We start from the raw sequence: 16,616 nt of genomic DNA, 5'->3' as shown, positions 1-16,616 counted from the left end.
CGTCAGGTCAGCGACAGGTGGGGCACTTCCCCCCGCTTCCGCAGCGCCTTGCCCCGGCCCGACAGGCTGGGATTGGTCATGAAATATGTATGCGCCGAGAAGCCCTCGCCAACCGGGGCCATGCGCTTATACACGCCGTCGGGACCGAGCGTCCAGCTCTGGAGCGTGTCCTTCAGATTGGCGACCATGATCTGATCCAGCACCTGCTGGTGCACGGTCGGGTTCTCGATCGGCACCAGGGTTTCCACCCGGCGATCGAAATTGCGCGGCATCCAGTCCGCGGAAGAGATGAACAGTTTCGCCTGGGGCGAGGGCAGCGCCTGGCCATTGCCGAAGCAGACGATGCGGCTGTGCTCCAGGAAGCGGCCGACGATGCTCTTCACCCGGATCCGCTCCGACAGCCCCGGCACGCCCGGGCGCAGGCAGCAGATGCCGCGGATGATCAGGTCGATCTCGACACCGGCCTGAGAGGCGCGGTAGAGCGCATCGATGATCAGCGGATCGACCAGGCTGTTCATCTTGGCCCAGATCGCCGCCGGCCGGCCGGCCTGGGCATTGGCGATCTCGCCGTCGATATGCTCCAGCAGGCGCAGACGCACGCCGCGCGGGCTGACCGCGATCTTCTCGAAATGCGACGGCTCGGCATAGCCGGTCAGGTAGTTGAACAGATAGGCCGCATCGCGGCACAGCGCCTGATCGTCGGTGAAGAAGGACAGGTCGGTATAGATCTTGGCGGTGATCGGGTGATAGTTGCCGGTGCCGAAATGGACATAGGTCGTCAGCCCCTCGCCCTCGCGCCGGACCACCAGGCTCAGCTTGGCGTGGGTCTTGAGCGAGATGAAGCCATAGACCACCTGCACGCCCGCACGCTCCAGGTCGCGCGCCCAGCGGATATTGGCCTCTTCGTCGAACCGGGCCTTCAGTTCGACCAGGGCGGTCACCGACTTGCCGGCCTCGGCGGCGGCGACCAGCGCCTTCACGATCGGGCTGTCGTTGCTGGTGCGATAGAGCGTCTGCTTGATCGCCACGACATTCGGATCCATCGCCGCCTGGCGCAGGAACTGCACCACCACGTCGAAGCTCTCATACGGGTGGTGGACGATCATGTCCTTCTGGCGGATCGCCGCGAAACAGTCGCCGCCATGCTCGCGGATGCGTTCGGGGAAGCGGCTGTTGAAGCTCTGGAACTTCAGGTCCGGCCGGTCGTCGATGATCAGCTGGCGGATGTCGGCCATGCCGGGCATGGCGGTCACCACCACCATGTCGGGGCTCTTCACGCCCAGTTGACCCGAGACGAAATTGCGAAGGCCTTCCGGCATTTCGTCGTCGATCTCGAGATGGATCACGCTGCCGCGGCGGCGCCGCTTCAGCGCGCTCTCGAACAGCCGCACCAGATCTTCGGCCTCTTCTTCGATTTCCAGATCGCTGTCGCGCAGCACCCGGAACTCGCCCGAGGCGATGACGTCATAGCCCGGGAACAGGCCGTCGATCAGCAGCAGGATCGTGTCCTCGATGCCGATCATCCGGACCTCGTCGGTCTCGGGCAGGCGCACGAAGCGGCCGACCTGGGCCGGCAGGCGGACCAGCGCGTTCATCATCGTGCCGTCGGCCTTGCGGCGCAGTTCCAGCACCAGCGCCAGACCGCCATTGGGGATGAAGGGGAAGGGATGGGCCGGATCGACGGCCAGCGGGGTCAACACCGGGAAGATCTGGTTGCGGAAATGCTCGTCCAGCCAGACCCGTTCCTTCTTGGTCAGTTCGGACGGCGAGACCACCCGGATGCCCTGCTCCTTCAGCTCCCGGCGCAGCATGCGCACCGAACGCTGCTGCTCGCGCATGGTGTCGTGGGTGCGCTGGCGGATCTGGCGCAGCTGCTGGGCCGGCGTCAGCCCGTCCTGGCCGATCAGCTCGATGCCCATCTCCACCTGGCTCCACAGCCCCGCCACGCGGACCATGTAGAACTCGTCCAGATTGTTGGCCGAGATCGACAGGAACCGCACCCGCTCCAGCAGCGGATGGCGGGTGTTCCAGCTCTCTTCCAGAACCCGGTTGTTGAAGGCCAGCCACGACAATTCACGGTTGATGAAGCGCTGCGGCGAGGTGATGTCGATCCGCCGCTGGCCGCGGGCGGGCCGGCTTGCCGCCGGGGCCGGGGCTGCCACGGGTTCCACCGCAACCGTCGCCGCCGCCACCGCCCGGGCCTCGACCTCGGCCGCACTCTCGGCGGAACTCGGCACCACGCTTGCGGCACCGGCCGCCGCTGCGGCCTCGGCTGCAGCCGCCTCGCCGCGGGTGGCGGAGGTCCCGGCCTCGGCGGCCGTTTCCACCGCCGGGGCCGCGGCGGCGTCGGTTTCGGTGGCAGGCTGCGCGGCGCGGGGGGTGGTCGGCAAGATGGCTCTCCTGGGCGGGTATCAGGCGTGAAAACAATGTTCACGATAGCGGATCTTTGTTGCGGATGCATGATCGAGATGCCATTTCGCGCCTGAGCCCGCGGATCGGACCGCGCCCCTCACCTGTCCGGGAGACTGCCCCCGAATGCCGCGCCTGATCCTGCTCCGTCATGCCAAATCGGCCTGGGACGATCCCGCCCTCGCCGATCACGACCGGCCGCTCAACCGCCGCGGCCGCGCCGCCGCCCGGCTGATGGCCAAACCTGTGGCCGAGGCGGCCCCGGACCTGGTGCTCTGCTCCACCGCCCGCCGCACGCGGGAAACGGTGGAGCATATGGTCGATGCCGGTGCCTTCCCCGCCGGCCGCGTGGTCCACGACGCTGCGCTCTACCATGCCGCCCCGGCCGCCATCCTGGCCGTGGTCGGCACCCATGCGGCCGACCATGCGGCGGTGATGGTGGTCGGCCACAACCCGGGCCTGCACGAGCTGGCGGCATCGATGGCGACCGCCGGCGACGACCAGGCCCGCGCGGCCCTCGCCGCGAAATTCCCCACCGCCGCCCTCGCCGTCCTCGATCTGGCGGGCCCCGGATGGCGGCCGGGCGACGCCCGCCTGACCCGCTTCGTCACCCCGCGGATGCTGGAGGCCGCCGCCGGTCAGTGACGGCCGATCAGGCTGTCCTCCGGCGCCTCGGCACGCTGGTGCAGGCCGTAATCCCTGAGCACCGTCATCACCCGCACATGGTAATCATGGAAAATCCGGTCGCGCCCGGCCTTCTGAGCCGAAAGATGAGGATCCAGATTTCGCCAGCGCAGGACGGCCGCCTCGTCTTCCCAGATCGTCACCGACATCACTTTGGCCGGATGGAGCGTGCTCTGGAAGCATTCGACCGAAATGAAGCCCTCCATCTTCTGCAACATCGGCTGCAGCCGGTTCACCATGTTCACATAGGTCTGATTCTGTCCGGGCACGGCTTCGAGTTCGAAGGTCACGACGATCACTGAACGACTCCTCGCTGGTTTAAGTGAATGGCAGGGCGATAGACCGGGTGGCGGCGGCAAAGGGTCACGACCTGCTCCCGGACCCGATCGCGAACGGCGGGGGCCGCACCGGTCCCCAGAGCGTCGAGCACATCGGCCAGCCAGCCGGCCAGAGCCTCGCAGTCGGCGACGCCGAAGCCGCGGGTGGTGACGGCCGGCGTGCCGATGCGCAGGCCCGAGGTCACGAAGGGGGAGCGCGGATCGCCCGGCACCGCGTTCTTGTTGGCGGTGATCCAGGCATCGGCCAGCGCCGCATCGGCATCACGGCCGGTGAAGGCGCGATCGGAGAGATCGATCAGCATCATGTGATTGTCGGTCCCGCCCGAGACGATCCGGTAGCCGCGATCCATGATCACCCGGGCCATCGCCCGCGCATTGGCCAGAACCTGTTTCTGATAGGTCCGGAACCCGGGCGAGAGCGCCTCTCTGAACGCGACCGCCTTCGCCGCGATCACATGCATGGCCGGCCCGCCCTGGATGCCGGGGAAGACCGCGCCGTCGAGCTTGCGGTAGAATTCCTCCCCCTGCCCCTTGGCCAGGATCAACCCGCCGCGGGGGCCGCGCAGGGTCTTGTGGGTGGTGCTGGTCACCACATGGGCATGCGGCAGGGGGTCGGGGGATTCGCCCGCCGCCACCAGGCCCGCCACATGGGCCATGTCGACCCAGAAGATCGCCCCCACCTCGTCGGCGATCGCCCGCATGCGGGCCCAGTCCTTGCGCCGGGAATAGGCCGAAAAGCCGCCGATCAGCATCCGCGGCCGGGTCTCGCGGGCGATGCGGGCCATGTCGTCATAATCGATCAGCCCGGTTTCGGGATTGAGCCCATAGGGCACGATCCGGTAGTGCCGGCCCGAGAAGTTGGCCGGGTTGCCATGGGTCAGATGGCCGCCCTCGGACAGGTTCATGCCCATGACCGTGTCTCCGGGCCGGACCAGCGCCAGGAAGATGGCAGCACTCGCCTGGGCACCGGCATGGGGCTGGACATTGGCATAGTCGCAGTCGAACAGGGCTTTCGCCCGGTCGATCGCCAGCCGCTCGGCGACATCGACATGCGCGCAGCCGCTGTAGAAGCGCCGGCCGGGATAGCCTTCGGCATATTTGTTGGTGAAGACCGAGTTCTGCACCGCCATCACCAGCGGGCTTGCATAATTCTCCGAGGCGATCAGCTCGACATGATCTTCCTGGCGGTCTTCCTCGGATGCGATCGCCCGGGCAAGCTCGGGATCGACATCGGCAAGGCGGATGGACGGATCATACATGGCGGCAGGCTCCCATCTGTCCGGAAGAGGCGGGGTCAGTCGAGGGTGGCCAGCAGGCGGGCCAGGCGGGTGACCACCTCGTCGATCTCCGCCGTGCCGGCGATCAGCGGCGGCAGCAGGCGGATGGTGTTGGCGCGGGTGACGGTGATCAGCAGCCGTTCCTCCAGCAGCGCCCGGCCGACCAGATCGCCGCAGGGGCGATCCAGTTCGACACCGGCCATCAGGCCGATCCCACGGATGGCGACCACCCGCGGATGCCCGGCAAGCGCCCGCCTCAACCCGGCGAGCAGTCGCGCGCCCAGCATCGCCGCCCGCTCGGGCAGCCGGTCGCGGGCCATGACGTCGATCACGGTGCAGCCCACCCGGCAGGCCAGCGGGTTGCCGCCGAAGGTGGAGGCATGATGACCGGGGGAGAACAGCGCCGCCGCCGGGCCACGGGCCAGGCAGGCACCGATCGCAACCCCGTTGCCCAACCCCTTCGCCAGCGTGATCACATCGGGGGCGACGCCGGCATGCTGATGGCCGAACCAGGTGCCCGTGCGGCCCATGCCGGTCTGGACCTCGTCGATCATCAGCAGCCAGCCGTGCCGGTCGGCAAGGGCGCGCAGCGCCCTCAGATAGCCGGAAGAGGCCGGGTGCACCCCGCCCTCCCCCTGCACCGGCTCCAGCAGCACCGCGACGATGCCGGGCTGTTCGTCGGCAAGCCTGCGGACGGCATCGATATCGTCATAGGGCACGCGCAGGAAGCCCGGCATCAGCGGCTCGAACCCCCGCTGTACCGCCGGATTGCCGGTCGCCGCCAGGGTGGCGAGGGTGCGGCCGTGGAAGGCGCCGTCCATCACCACCACCTGCGGGGCGGCCACCCGCATCGCCGCGGCATGCAGCCGGGCGAGTTTCAGCGCGGCTTCGTTCGCCTCGGCGCCGGAATTGCAGAAGAAGGCCCGGGTCATCCCCGACAGGGCGCAGAGCCGGCGGCCCAGTTCCTCCTGCCAGGGGATGCGGAACAGGTTCGAGGTGTGCAGCAGCTCGGCCGCCTGCCCGGCGATCGCCGCGGTGATCTCGGGATGGGCATGGCCGAGACCGGTGACCGCGACACCCGAAATGGCGTCGAGATAGTCGATGCCCGCCTCGTCCTGAAGCTGCATGCCCCGGCCGCGCACGAAGGCGACGGGCAGGCGGGCATAGGTCTGCATCAGACAGGCGGTGCCGGTGTCGGTGGCGGCGCCGGTCGCTGGGGTGGTGTCGCTCGCGGGGGCGGTGTCGGGATGGATCACCGGGCGGCTCCTTCCCGCGAGGGCCGGGCGGCGACCGGCCGCGCCGACGGGCTGCGGCGGCAGAGCGCCAGATGCGCCAGAAGACCGATCAGCAGGCCCCAGAACGCGCCGCCGATGCCGAGCATGGTGATGTTGGCGGCGGCCGCCAGGAAGGTGATCAGCGCCGCCTCGCGGCCGGCCGGTTCGGCGAGCGCCGAGGCCAGGCTGCCGCCGATCGTGCCCAGCAGGGCAAGTCCGGCGAGTGTGGTGATGAAGGTTGCGGGCAGGGCCATGAAGACGGCGGCCAGAGTCACGCCGAAAACGCCGACCAGGATATAGGCGACCCCCGCCGCGATGCCGGCGATCCAGCGCTTCGACGGGTCCTCGTGTGCCTCGGGCCCGGTGCAGATCGCCGCCGTGATCGCCGCCAGATTGAAGGCGTGGGAGCCGAAGGGCGCCATCAGCAGAGAGCCGAGCCCGGTGACGGTCACGATCGGGCTGGCGCTGGTCTTGTAGCCGTCATTGCGCAGCACCAGCATCCCCGGCATGTACTGCCCGGTCAGCGTGATCAGGAACAGCGGCAGGGCCACCGACAGCAGGGCGTTGAGCGAAAATGCCGGCAGGGTGAAGACGGGGGCTGCGACCGCAAGCTCCAGCCCCTCCAGATCCACCCGCCCCTGGATCAGCAGGAAGCCCAGCCCCAGCACCAGGATGCCCACCACCGCATAGCGGGCGGTGAAGCGCTTGATGGTCACATAGGCCAGGATCAGCAACCCGGCGAGCAGCGGATCGATGCTCATGCCGCCGAAGGCGCCGATGCCGAACTGAAGCAGGATGCCGGCAAGCAGGCCGGCCGCCACCCCCGGCGGGATCAGCCGGATCACCCGGTCGAAACAGCCCGAAAGGCCGAGCACCACGAAGCCCGCGGCCGAGATCAGATAGGCCCCGATCGCCTCGGCATAGGGTGTGGTCTGCAACGCCACCACCAGAAAGGCGGCGGCGGGCGTCGACCAGGCGGTGATGATCGGGGCGCGGAACCGCCAGCTGAGCAGAAGCCCGGTGATGCCGACGCCGATCGACACCGACCACACCCAGGACGCCGTCAGCGCCGGGTCGAGCCCGGCCACACGGGCCGCCTGGAAAACCAGGATGAAGGTCCCGCCGTAATTGACGATGACCGAGACGAGGCCGGCCACGACCGGATGGATAAGGTCGGTGGGGCCGATGGCGCGCGGTTGAGCGGATGAGCGCATGGCGTCGGGGATCCTCCGTAGCGAGGGGACCGCCCGCTCCCGGGCGGCGCGCCACGTGATAGCGCGCCAATGGCTGGTTGAGCCCGGACACTTTCCGCAGGATGACCAGACCACTTTGCCAGACCGCCGCGGACGTGCATGCCCATGGCGCCGATCGCGGCGGCTGCATAGAATGTCCGGGTTTCGCCCTCCCCCGTCAGTGAAGCCGCACGCCCTGAAGACCTTCGAACTCGACACGCTGAAGATTCGGCTGGCTGATGCCGAGATGCAGCGCCTCGACCTGCATCAGCGCATCCAGCGGGCGTTGAGCGGGTTGATCCTCGACGGCGCGCTGGCCCCGGGCATGAAGCTGCCGGCCAGTCGCCGGCTGGCGGCTTCGCTCGGCATCGCCCGCGACACGGTGGAAAACGCCTATGTCCAGCTGCACCGCGACGGCTTCATCATCCGGCGCGAAGGCTCGGGCAGCTATGTCTCCCCCACCCTGGGCACGGATCTGGAAGGGGTTGCCCGCCGCCGGCTCCGCCGGCAGGCGGAGGCGCGCCACGACCCGGCCGGCGGACAGGGGTTGAGCCGGCGCGGCCGGATGGTGCTGGACAGCGGCGGCATCGCCGACCAGCGCGCGGTCCGCCCCTTCGTGACCGGTTTGCCCGAGACCTGCACCTTCCCGACCGAGATCTGGGAACGTCTGCAACGCCGGGTGATCCGCGACCATCGCGACGGCATTCTGCTGCATGGCGACCCGCAGGGGGCCGAAGCCCTGCGCGAGGCGATCGCCGCCTATCTCACCCTGGAGCGCGGCGCAGGGGTGGCCGCGGATCAGATCCTGGTGCTGAGCAGCACCCGTCAGGCGCTCTATCTCTGCGCCCAGCTTCTGGTCGATGCCGGCGGGCCGATCCTGATGGAAAATCCCGGCTATTTCGGCGCCCGCAAGGCCTTCGAGGCGGCCGAGGCGCGGATCGTACCGATCCCGGTCGATGCCCGGGGCATCCGGACCGATCTGGTCAGGGCCGATCAGAGCGGTGCGGCCTGCGTCTATGTCACGCCGTCACACCAGTATCCGACCGGCGCCACGCTGTCGCTGGACCGCCGGATCGACCTGATCGCCTGGGCCGCAGAGACCGGGGGCTGGATCATCGAAGACGATTACGACAGCGAGTTCCACTATGACGGCCTGCCGACCGCCTGCGTCCAGGGCCTGGACCGCGACCGGCGGACGATCTATATCGGCACCTTCGCCAAGACGCTCTATCCCGGGCTGCGGCTCGGCTATATGGCCCTGCCCCCGACGCTGGTCGAAGCGTTCACCCGCGCCCGCAGCATCATCGACGGCCACACGCCGCAGCTGCAGCAGCTCACCCTCGCCCGCTTCATGGCCGACGGGCATTACAACGCCCATATCCGGGCCATGCGCAAACTCTATGCCGGCCGCCGGCAGGTGATGCTCGATGCCATCGCCCGGCATCTGGACGGCATCGCCACCGCCGCCCGCCCGCCCGGCGGCCTGCAGATCCCATGTCTTCTGCAACCCGGCTGGTCGGAGGCCGATACCATCGCCCGCGCTGCCACGGCCGGGCTTGTGCTGCCGGGCCTGGGCCGCCTGCATATCGGCCCCGGCGCCCGCCCCGGCTGGCTGCTGGGCTACGCCTCCCTCGCCGCCCACGAGATCGAGGCCGCCATGCTCCGCCTGGGGGGCGTGTTGCGCCAGGGGCACAGCAACGGGGTGCCGTAAGGCATAAGGCTCTGTCGTCCCTCCCCCTGCCATGTTCTTATATCCGACAGGATCATATCCGCAGCGGCTCGACGCAGAGGCACCGCATGCCCTTTCCGACACTGAACAAAGATGATGAGGCAGGCACCGCCACAACCCGGTCGCGCCGCACCCTGCTCCAGAAACTTCGCGTCGCAGCTTCAGCAAAAGCGACAGTGGGACCGACCGCGGCCCGCAGTCAGGATTTTCTGTACGATGAAGCGGGTCTCCCGCGGTCTGACGGAAACAACACCGCCTGACGGCAGCCCCCTGGTCCTCAACCTTTCCCCGACCACCGGTTCCGCAGCCGGCGCAGCCAGACCGGCAGAAGCGGGGTGGGCAGCGGGGCGCCCAGGATGCGGTCGGGGGCGTCGACGATCGCGGCGGCGGCGCCGGCGCGGATCAGCCGGCGCAGGCGGCGGCGGCTGTCGGTGCCATAGACCAGCACCAGCGGCGGATCGGCGCGGCTGCGGAGCGCCCTGATCGCGCGCGGACCGAAGCGGCGGGCGTTCACCACCACCAGATCCGCCTTAGCGATCACCCCGGCCATCGCGGCGGCATCGGCCGGCCTGCGCAGCACCGGCCCGACCGGCAGGGTCGGCAACAGGCGCGCGGCCAGGCTCATCACCGCCGCCGAGGTCGAGGTCACCACCAGCCGGCCGGGGGGCAAAGGCGCGGCCTCGATCGCGCGCGCCACGGCGGTCACCAGCCCGAGTGCCGCGTCTTCCCCCGCCTCCGCCGGCGGCTTCAGTTCCAGATTGAGACCAAGCCCGATCCGGGCGGCCAGCGCCAGGGCGCGGGCCAGGGTGGCCGGCGGCTCTGCCACCGCCCCTGCCCCGAACCAGAGCGCCGCATCCATGCGGGCAAGGTCTGCCGCCGCCACGGCCGCGAGCGGCCCGCGGCCGCTGGTGGTGGCATCCAGATCCGGATCATGCAGCAGCACCGGCGTGCCGCAGCCGGTCAGCCGCACATCCACCTCGGCCCAGTCGGTGCCGAGCATCGGCACGCCGGCCAGGGCCTGAAGCGTGTTCTCGGGCGCATGGGCGCCCCCGCCGCGATGGGCGATCAGCCGCCCGCGCGGCAGCAGGACCGGCCGGCGCGCCACCGGTTCAGCGCGATACCGGCGGCGCGGGGCTCTCTGCGGTCTTGCGCAGGTCCAGCACCACTTCGACCACGTCGTCTTCCAGCGAATCGCGCACGGTGAAGCCCAGCGTCACCATCAGCTTGCGCATCGGCCGGTTGTCGCGCAGCACCTGCCCCACGATCCGGTGGATGCCGCGGGCCCGGCAATAGGCGATCACCTTGTTCATCAGCCGGATGCCCAGGCCGCGGCCCTTCAGGTCCGATCGCACCACCACGGCGAATTCGGCATCCACCGCATCCGGATCGAACACCACCCGCACCACGCCCACCGTCTCGGCCCCGGTCTCGTCGGGCAGCACGCCGGGCTTCACCGGCGGGATGTCGCCGCCGTCGAAGCGGGTGCGGGCGATGAAGGCCATCTCGCGGTCGTAATCGATCTGGGTGAAGCGGGCCATTTCGGTATGGCTGAACTCGCGCACCACGCCGAAGAAGCGGTAGCGGATGTCCTCGGGCGTCAGATGGCGGACGAAATCCTGATGGCCCGGCTCGTCCTCGGGCCGGATCGGGCGCAGCACCGCATGGCGGCCGTCGGCCATCGTCACCGTTTCCACCAGATCCAGCGGATAGGGCCGGATGGCCAGCGGGTTGCGGGCGCCGCCGCCGGGGAAGACCTCGACATGGGCATCCAGCACCAGCACGCCCATGTCGTCGGCGATCAGCGGGTTGACGTCCAGGCTGCGCATCTCGGGCAGGTCGACCACCATCTGTGCCACGCGGATCAGCACGCCCGAAATCTCGTCCAGATCCGCCGCCGGCCGGTCGCGATAGCCCAGCAGCAGCTTGTGCACCCGGGTGCGCATCATCAGCTCGCGCGCCAGCACGGTGTTCAGCGGCGGCAGGGCCAGGGCCCGGTCGTCGACCAGTTCCTCGGCGGTACCGCCCTGGCCGAAACTGATCACCGGGCCGAAGACGGGGTCGTGGATCACCGCGATCCGCAGCTCGTGCGCCCGCGGCCGGCGGATCATCCGCTGCACCAGAAAACCGTCCAGCGGCGCGCCGGGCGCGCGGGTGCGCAGCCGCTCGGCCAGGCTGGCGGCGGCACCGCGCACCTCGTCGGCATTCTGCAGGTCGACCACCACACCACCCACCTCGCTCTTGTGGGTGATGCCGCTGGAGGCGACCTTCAGCACCGCCGGGAAGCCCAGCGCCGCGGCGGCGGCCACCGCCGCCTCGGCATCGGCCGCAAGGCGGGTCTCGATGGTCGCGATGCCATAGGCGCCGAGGATCCGGCCGGCCTCGATCTCGGTCAGCCGGCTGCGGCCTTCGGCACGCGCGCCGGCGATCACCGCCCGGGCGGCCGCGACATCCGGCGTGAAGGTCTCGGGCACCGAGGACGGGGTCTCCATCAGCATGTCCTGGATCCGGCGATAGCCGACCCGGTGCATGAAGCCGCGCACGGCGTGATGGGGCGTGTCATAGGTGGCGATGCCGGCCTCGTTCAGCACCCGGCGGGCCGGGGCCGCGCCCTGCCCGCCCAGCCAGCTGGTCAGGATCGGCCGGCGGGTGCGCTCCGCCGCCTTGGTCACCACCCGGGCAACATCGGCGCCGTCGGCAACGCCGGTCGGCGCATGCAGCACCAGGACCGCATCGGCCCCCTTGTCCTCCAGCAGGATGTCCAGCGCCTCGGCATAGCGCCCGGCATCGGAATCGCCGCCGATATCGACCGGATTGCCGCCCGACCACACCCCCGGCAGCACGCCGTCGAGCTTCGCCACGGTTTCGGGTGCCAACTCCGCCAGGCTGCCGCCGGCGGCGATCAGGCTGTCGACCGCCATCACCCCCGGCCCGCCGCCATTGGACAGGATGGCCAGCCGGTCGCCGCGCGGCGGCTGCAGCCGGTGCAGGGTCTCGACCGCGTCGAACAGCTCGTCGATCTCGCCCACGCGCAGAATGCCGGCGCGGCGCAGCGCCGCCTCGTAGACCTCGTCCTCGCCGGTCGCGGCGCCGGAATGGGTGAAGGCCGCGCGGGCCCCTGCCGGTACCCGGCCGGATTTAATCGCCAGCACCGGCTTGTTGCGCGCCGCCGCCCGCGCCGCCGACAGGAAGCGGCGGGCGGAATCGATCGCTTCGACATAAAGCAGGATCGCACGGGTGGCGGGGTCGCCGGCCAGATAGTCGATCACGTCGGCGAAACCGACATCGCGGCAGTCGCCCAGGCTGATCATGGCCGAAAAGCCGATGCCGTGGGCGACGGCATGATCCATGACCGCGGTGCCGATCGCGCCCGACTGGGTCAGGAAGGCGATGCGCCCGCGCGGCACCCGGGCGGGCGCGAAGCTGGCGTTCAGGCCCACTTTCGGCACCACCAGCCCCAGCGTGTTGGGGCCCACCAGGCGCAGCCCCGTCGGCCGCGCCGCCTCTACCGCCGCCTGGGCGAGCGAGGCGCCGCCTGCGGTATAGGTCCGCCCCAGCCCGGCCCCGATCAGCACCGCGGCACGCACGCCGCGCTGGCCCGCCTGGCGAACCATCTCCGGCACCTGTTCGGGCGGGGTGCAGATCAGCGCCAGATCGGGCGTCACCGGCAGATCGGCGATGGTGCGATAGGCCAGCACGCCTTCGACCGAATTGTAGCGCGGGTTGACCGGCATGATCGGGCCGGCGAAACCGCCATCCAGCAGGTTGCGCATCACCATGCGCCCCACGCTGCCCGGCCGGGTGCTGGCGCCGATCACGGCCACCGCCTTGGGGTCGAAGATCGCGTCGAGATTTCGGATGGTCATGTGGGTGGCCGCTCCGGTCCGGTCGCCGCGGATGTGATGCACATCACCCTATATCAGGATGGCGTCGATCGCGAGACGGTGCGTCGTCGTGGCGCGGCTGCCCACGGGCTACGGCATCCGTCAGCGCGCCCAGACGAAGGCCGGCAGCATGGCGGTGGGCATGAAGCCCTCTTCGGCGCAGACCCGTTCGGCCCGGTCTGCGTCGGGCAGGTCGCCATGGGCCAGGCCCAGCTTCTCGGCCATGATGCCGCCGGCGATGAAATAGCCCGGGATGCCGAAGCCGGTGGCCCCCTGGATATCGGTATGGGGGCCGTCGCCGACGGCGGCGACCCGCTCGCGCGGCAGGTCCAGAATGGTCAGGCAGCGCTCGTAGACCGAGGCATAGGGCTTGCCGAACGAGATGACCTTGCCGCCGAGCCGCTCATAGGCCTCGGCCATCACGCCCGCGCAGGGAAACCGCGAGCCGTCGATGCGCACGATCACCATGTCCGGATTGGCGCAGATCATCGGCAGACCGCGGGCGGCCGCCGCTTCCAGCGCCGGCATCAGCGGTTCCAGCCGCGGATCCTCGTCGTCGAAGCCGGTGTTGAGCACCAGATCGGCCCCGGCGGCATCGTCGACGTCGACGAAGGGCAGGTCGTCGAGCAGGCCGGCATCGCGCGGCGGGCCCAGATGCAGCACCCGCCGGCCGATCTCCCCCGCCGCCAGCATGGCGGCTGCGGCATCGCGCGCGGTTTCGCCCGACGACACCACCCCGTCATAGAGGCCGCGATCGACGCCGAAACGGTCCAGCTGCTCGATCACCCGCGAGGCCCGCCGGGGCGCATTGGTCAGGAACACGATCCGCCGGCCGGTTTCGCGCAGCCGGGTCAGGCAGTCGACGGCGCCGGGATAGAGCTGGCGGCCGTCATGGATCACACCCCAGAGGTCGAGGATGAAACCGTCATGGGCGGGCGCGATGGCGGCGACGCCATCATATACGGTCATGGACATCGGAGAGGCGGATCCGTTCTGGGCAGCGGGGAGGGAGAGGGCGGGGGGGGGAGGGAGAGGGCGGGCGGGTCAGCCGAGGCGCCGCGGTTCGCCGAACAGATAGCCCGCACCGTATTCGATGCCAAGGTCCAAGAGGTCGATCAGCCGCTGCTCGTCGTCGATATGGTCGACCACCACCCGGATGCTGCGGGCACGCAGTTCGCGCAGCAGGTCGCGGAAGGCGGCCGCCCCGTCGGGCGTGCGGGCGCCGGCCAGCGCCACCGCGGCCGGGATCTTCACATAGGCGAGCAGCCGGCCGCGGGCGAGGATATCGGTGCTCATCCGCTTGGGGTCGACCCCGTCGGCCAGGAAGCGGCAGCCCAGCCGTGTCAGCCGCTGCAGCGCCTCGATCTGCGGATCGCCGAGCGCCATCCAGGTGGTGGCCGGGGCGGCGACGATCACCGAGGACGGCACGCCCGCATCCTCGGCCAGATAATCGGCGAGATCCTCGTGCACCAGCGGGTCGGCCAGGCCGTGGCCGGTGACATAGGCCACCACCGGCAGGTTCGGCTCCCCCGCCCTGGGCCGGCGGCCGACGCGCAGTGCGCGCAGCAGAAGATGGTTGTCCAGCCGCTGGGCCAGCCCCGGCACCTTGGCCCGGTCCTCCACCACATCCAGGCCGATCACGCGGCCGTCGGGGCCGTGGACCACGGCGCGGGCCTCGACCAGCGCCGGGCGCCGGCTGGGCAGGCGGACGATGGAGGTCACCATCACGTCGATCGCCCCGGCACCGACCGCGGCATCCAGCACCGCTTCGGGGTCGAGCGGCGGCATCGGCGGCGGCGGACGCGTGTCGGCAGGGCCGGCCTGGGCCGTGGCCCGGGCGGTCGCGGTGGCGCGGGCGGGCCCCGTCGCCGGCTCGCGCCGGTTGCGGGCCAGTTCGGGCAGCAGGCGCTGCAGGCTGCGCAGCTCGTCGACCAGATCACCCGACTGGCCCCCGCTCTCGATCCGGGCGACCCGGTCCGACAGGGCGCGAAGGTCGATAGCCAGCTGCATCCGCTCCCGCTTTTCGACCGCAAGCCTGGACAGCAGGGCGACGACCAGATGGGCCAGCGCCAGGCCGCCCGAGGCCGCCGCCCAGACGATCAGCCGGAACAGCACGCCTTCGGCGGGGATCAGGGCGGCCGGCAGCAGACCCACGGCGGCATAGCCGGCCATGTACAGCCGGTCGCGCCGGTCGAGCGCGAAGGGCTCCACCGGCGGCGGCACCGGCCGGCCGGTTACGTCGACGGCATCGACATCCCCCAGGACATCGTCCTCGACCAGGTCTTCGGGGGCGATCCGTGGTTCACGCCGCCCGGCCGACGATCTCCCCAACATCCCTTACCCCCTCGGCGGCGATGCGCCGGTTCAGGCCTTCGACGATCCGCCCGACCAGCCCCGGCCCCTCATAGACCAGCGCCGAATAGAGCTGGAGCAGGTCGGCGCCGGCCGCAAGCCGGTCCCAGGCATCGTCGGCGGTCTCGATCCCGCCGACGCCGATGATCGGCATGGTGCCGTCCAGCGCCCGGAACACCTCGCGGGTCAGCGCCAGGGCCCGGGCCTTCAGCGGCCGCCCCGACAGGCCGCCGGTCTGGCCGCGATGGGGGCTTTGCAGCGTGTCCGGCCGGGCGATGGTGGTGTTGGCGACCACCATGCCGTCGATCCCGGCATCGCGGGCGGCATCCACCGTGTCGGCCAGGCCCGCCTCGTCCAGATCGGGGGCGATCTTGACCAGGATCGGCGGCCGCGCCGTGCCGGCGACCCCCTGGTCACGCGCCGCCTTCAGGCCGCCGAGCAGGCCCGAGAGATACGCCCGCCCCTGCAGGTCGCGCAGCCCCGGCGTGTTGGGCGACGAGACGTTCACCACCACCGCGTCGACCAGCGGCCCCAGCTTAGCGAGCCCTGCGGTATAATCGGCCAGCGCATCCTCGCTGGTCTTGTTCTTGCCCAGATTGGCGAAGACCGGGCCGGTCGCCCGCCGGTGCGGGGCGCGGGCGGCCAGCCGGCCGGCCACCACGTCCAGCCCGTCATTGTTGAAGCCCATGCGGTTGATCACCGCCCGGTCCTCGGTCAGCCGGAACAGCCGCGGCCGGTCGTTGCCCGGCTGGGGCCTGGGCGTCACGCCGCCGATCTCGATGAAGGCGAAGCCATAGCCGAACAGCGCATCCACGGCGACCGCGTTCTTGTCGTAGCCGGCGGCCAGGCCCAGCGGATGGGCGAAATCCAGCCCCCAGAGCCGGCGGCCGAGCGCCGGCACCGGCCGGGCCGGGTGCGGCGGCACCGCCAGCCGGGCCAGGCCGCTGGTCAGGCCGAACAGCGACAGGCCGTGGGCACGTTCCGGATCCAGGCGGTAGACGAGCGGCGCAAGCCGCCCCCAGGCATCGCTCATGCCCCGGCTCCGCCGGCCCCGGCATGGGCGGGGAAGATGTGCAACCCGTCGGGCCCCAGCGGCAGCGGGTCGGTGCGCACCACCGCCACCGACGGCAGCGGCCCGTAGATATGCGGGAACAGCTGCCCCCCGCGGGACGGTTCCCAGCGCAGCAGCGCGCCCAGCCGGCGGATGTCGATCGTCAGCAGCAGCAGGTCGTCACGACCCTTCAGATGCAGCCGGGCGGTTTCGGCCAGCTGGCCGGCGGTGGAACAGTGGATGAAGCCGTCGGTCTCGCACAGCCGGCCGCCCCGATAGGCGCCCGGATTGGCCGCCGCCCAGCGTGCCGCCTCGGCGAAGTGAAAGATCCAGCCCTTGTCCTCGCCCGCCTGGGCGGGCCGGTCGGTGATGTCGGTCATCGGTCGTCT

Annotated in this window: 13 protein-coding genes; 2 read left to right on the top strand and 11 right to left on the bottom strand. The window is 70.5% G+C overall.

What is annotated here, in order from left to right:
* Window positions 1-2 precede the first annotated feature (2 nt).
* Window positions 3-2,390 carry an RNA degradosome polyphosphate kinase gene (locus CMO28_RS09375; RefSeq protein WP_323755080.1) on the bottom strand — a complete coding sequence of 796 codons (2,388 nt, stop codon included), beginning with the start codon at window positions 2,388-2,390 and terminating at the stop codon, window positions 3-5.
* A gap of 145 nt (window positions 2,391-2,535) precedes the next feature.
* Here CMO28_RS09375 and CMO28_RS09370 point away from each other — a divergent pair, with 145 nt between their 5' ends.
* Entirely contained in the window at window positions 2,536-3,054 is a 519-nt protein-coding gene (locus tag CMO28_RS09370; protein ID WP_296712867.1) for a SixA phosphatase family protein, read from the top strand.
* On the opposite strand, the gene CMO28_RS09365 is transcribed toward CMO28_RS09370, so the two are convergent.
* The 4 genes from CMO28_RS09365 to CMO28_RS09350 form a co-directional block, all read right to left on the bottom strand.
* Window positions 3,048-3,392 carry an antibiotic biosynthesis monooxygenase family protein gene (locus CMO28_RS09365; protein WP_014746834.1) on the bottom strand — a complete coding sequence of 115 codons (345 nt, stop codon included), beginning with the start codon at window positions 3,390-3,392 and terminating at the stop codon, window positions 3,048-3,050. The genes CMO28_RS09370 and CMO28_RS09365 overlap by 7 nt on opposite strands.
* Entirely contained in the window at window positions 3,389-4,690 is a 1,302-nt protein-coding gene (gene glyA / locus CMO28_RS09360; protein WP_296712865.1) for a serine hydroxymethyltransferase, read from the bottom strand. Before glyA ends, CMO28_RS09365 begins: the two co-directional genes overlap by 4 nt.
* Window positions 4,691-4,725: 35 nt before the next feature.
* A complete protein-coding gene (locus tag CMO28_RS09355; protein ID WP_322111324.1) occupies window positions 4,726-5,883 on the bottom strand; it encodes an aspartate aminotransferase family protein in 1,158 nt (385 codons plus the stop codon).
* 77 nt (window positions 5,884-5,960) lie between these two features.
* Window positions 5,961-7,196 carry a benzoate/H(+) symporter BenE family transporter gene (locus CMO28_RS09350; protein WP_296712861.1) on the bottom strand — a complete coding sequence of 412 codons (1,236 nt, stop codon included), beginning with the start codon at window positions 7,194-7,196 and terminating at the stop codon, window positions 5,961-5,963.
* A gap of 172 nt (window positions 7,197-7,368) precedes the next feature.
* On the opposite strand from CMO28_RS09350, the gene CMO28_RS09345 reads away from it, so the two are divergent.
* Complete coding sequence (locus tag CMO28_RS09345; RefSeq protein ID WP_296712859.1) at window positions 7,369-8,925, top strand: PLP-dependent aminotransferase family protein; 1,557 nt, start codon at window positions 7,369-7,371, stop codon at window positions 8,923-8,925.
* Between the two features lie 295 nt (window positions 8,926-9,220).
* Here the strand turns inward: CMO28_RS09345 and CMO28_RS09340 are convergent, their stop codons facing one another.
* From CMO28_RS09340 to CMO28_RS09315, 6 genes are all read right to left on the bottom strand, one after another.
* Entirely contained in the window at window positions 9,221-10,048 is an 828-nt protein-coding gene (locus CMO28_RS09340; protein WP_296712857.1) for a glycerophosphodiester phosphodiesterase family protein, read from the bottom strand.
* Between the two features lie 4 nt (window positions 10,049-10,052).
* Window positions 10,053-12,806, bottom strand: coding sequence for a bifunctional acetate--CoA ligase family protein/GNAT family N-acetyltransferase (locus tag CMO28_RS09335; protein ID WP_062768986.1), 2,754 nt, complete (start codon window positions 12,804-12,806; stop codon window positions 10,053-10,055).
* 120 nt (window positions 12,807-12,926) lie between these two features.
* A complete protein-coding gene (locus CMO28_RS09330; RefSeq protein WP_062768945.1) occupies window positions 12,927-13,799 on the bottom strand; it encodes a TIGR01459 family HAD-type hydrolase in 873 nt (290 codons plus the stop codon).
* Window positions 13,800-13,868: 69 nt separating this feature from the next.
* Window positions 13,869-15,158 carry an EAL domain-containing protein gene (locus tag CMO28_RS09325; protein WP_014746842.1) on the bottom strand — a complete coding sequence of 430 codons (1,290 nt, stop codon included), beginning with the start codon at window positions 15,156-15,158 and terminating at the stop codon, window positions 13,869-13,871.
* Entirely contained in the window at window positions 15,127-16,209 is a 1,083-nt protein-coding gene (locus tag CMO28_RS09320; RefSeq protein ID WP_296712853.1) for a quinone-dependent dihydroorotate dehydrogenase, read from the bottom strand. The genes CMO28_RS09325 and CMO28_RS09320 overlap by 32 nt, the downstream gene beginning before the upstream one ends.
* Entirely contained in the window at window positions 16,206-16,607 is a 402-nt protein-coding gene (locus CMO28_RS09315) for a DUF952 domain-containing protein (protein ID WP_296712851.1), read from the bottom strand. Before CMO28_RS09315 ends, CMO28_RS09320 begins: the two co-directional genes overlap by 4 nt.
* Window positions 16,608-16,616 lie beyond the last annotated feature (9 nt).

The organism is Tistrella sp. (assembly GCF_002684955.1).
In the GTDB taxonomy this organism is placed as follows: Bacteria; Pseudomonadota; Alphaproteobacteria; order Tistrellales; family Tistrellaceae; genus Tistrella; species Tistrella mobilis.
This window is presented reverse-complemented; position numbering and strand designations above follow the sequence as displayed.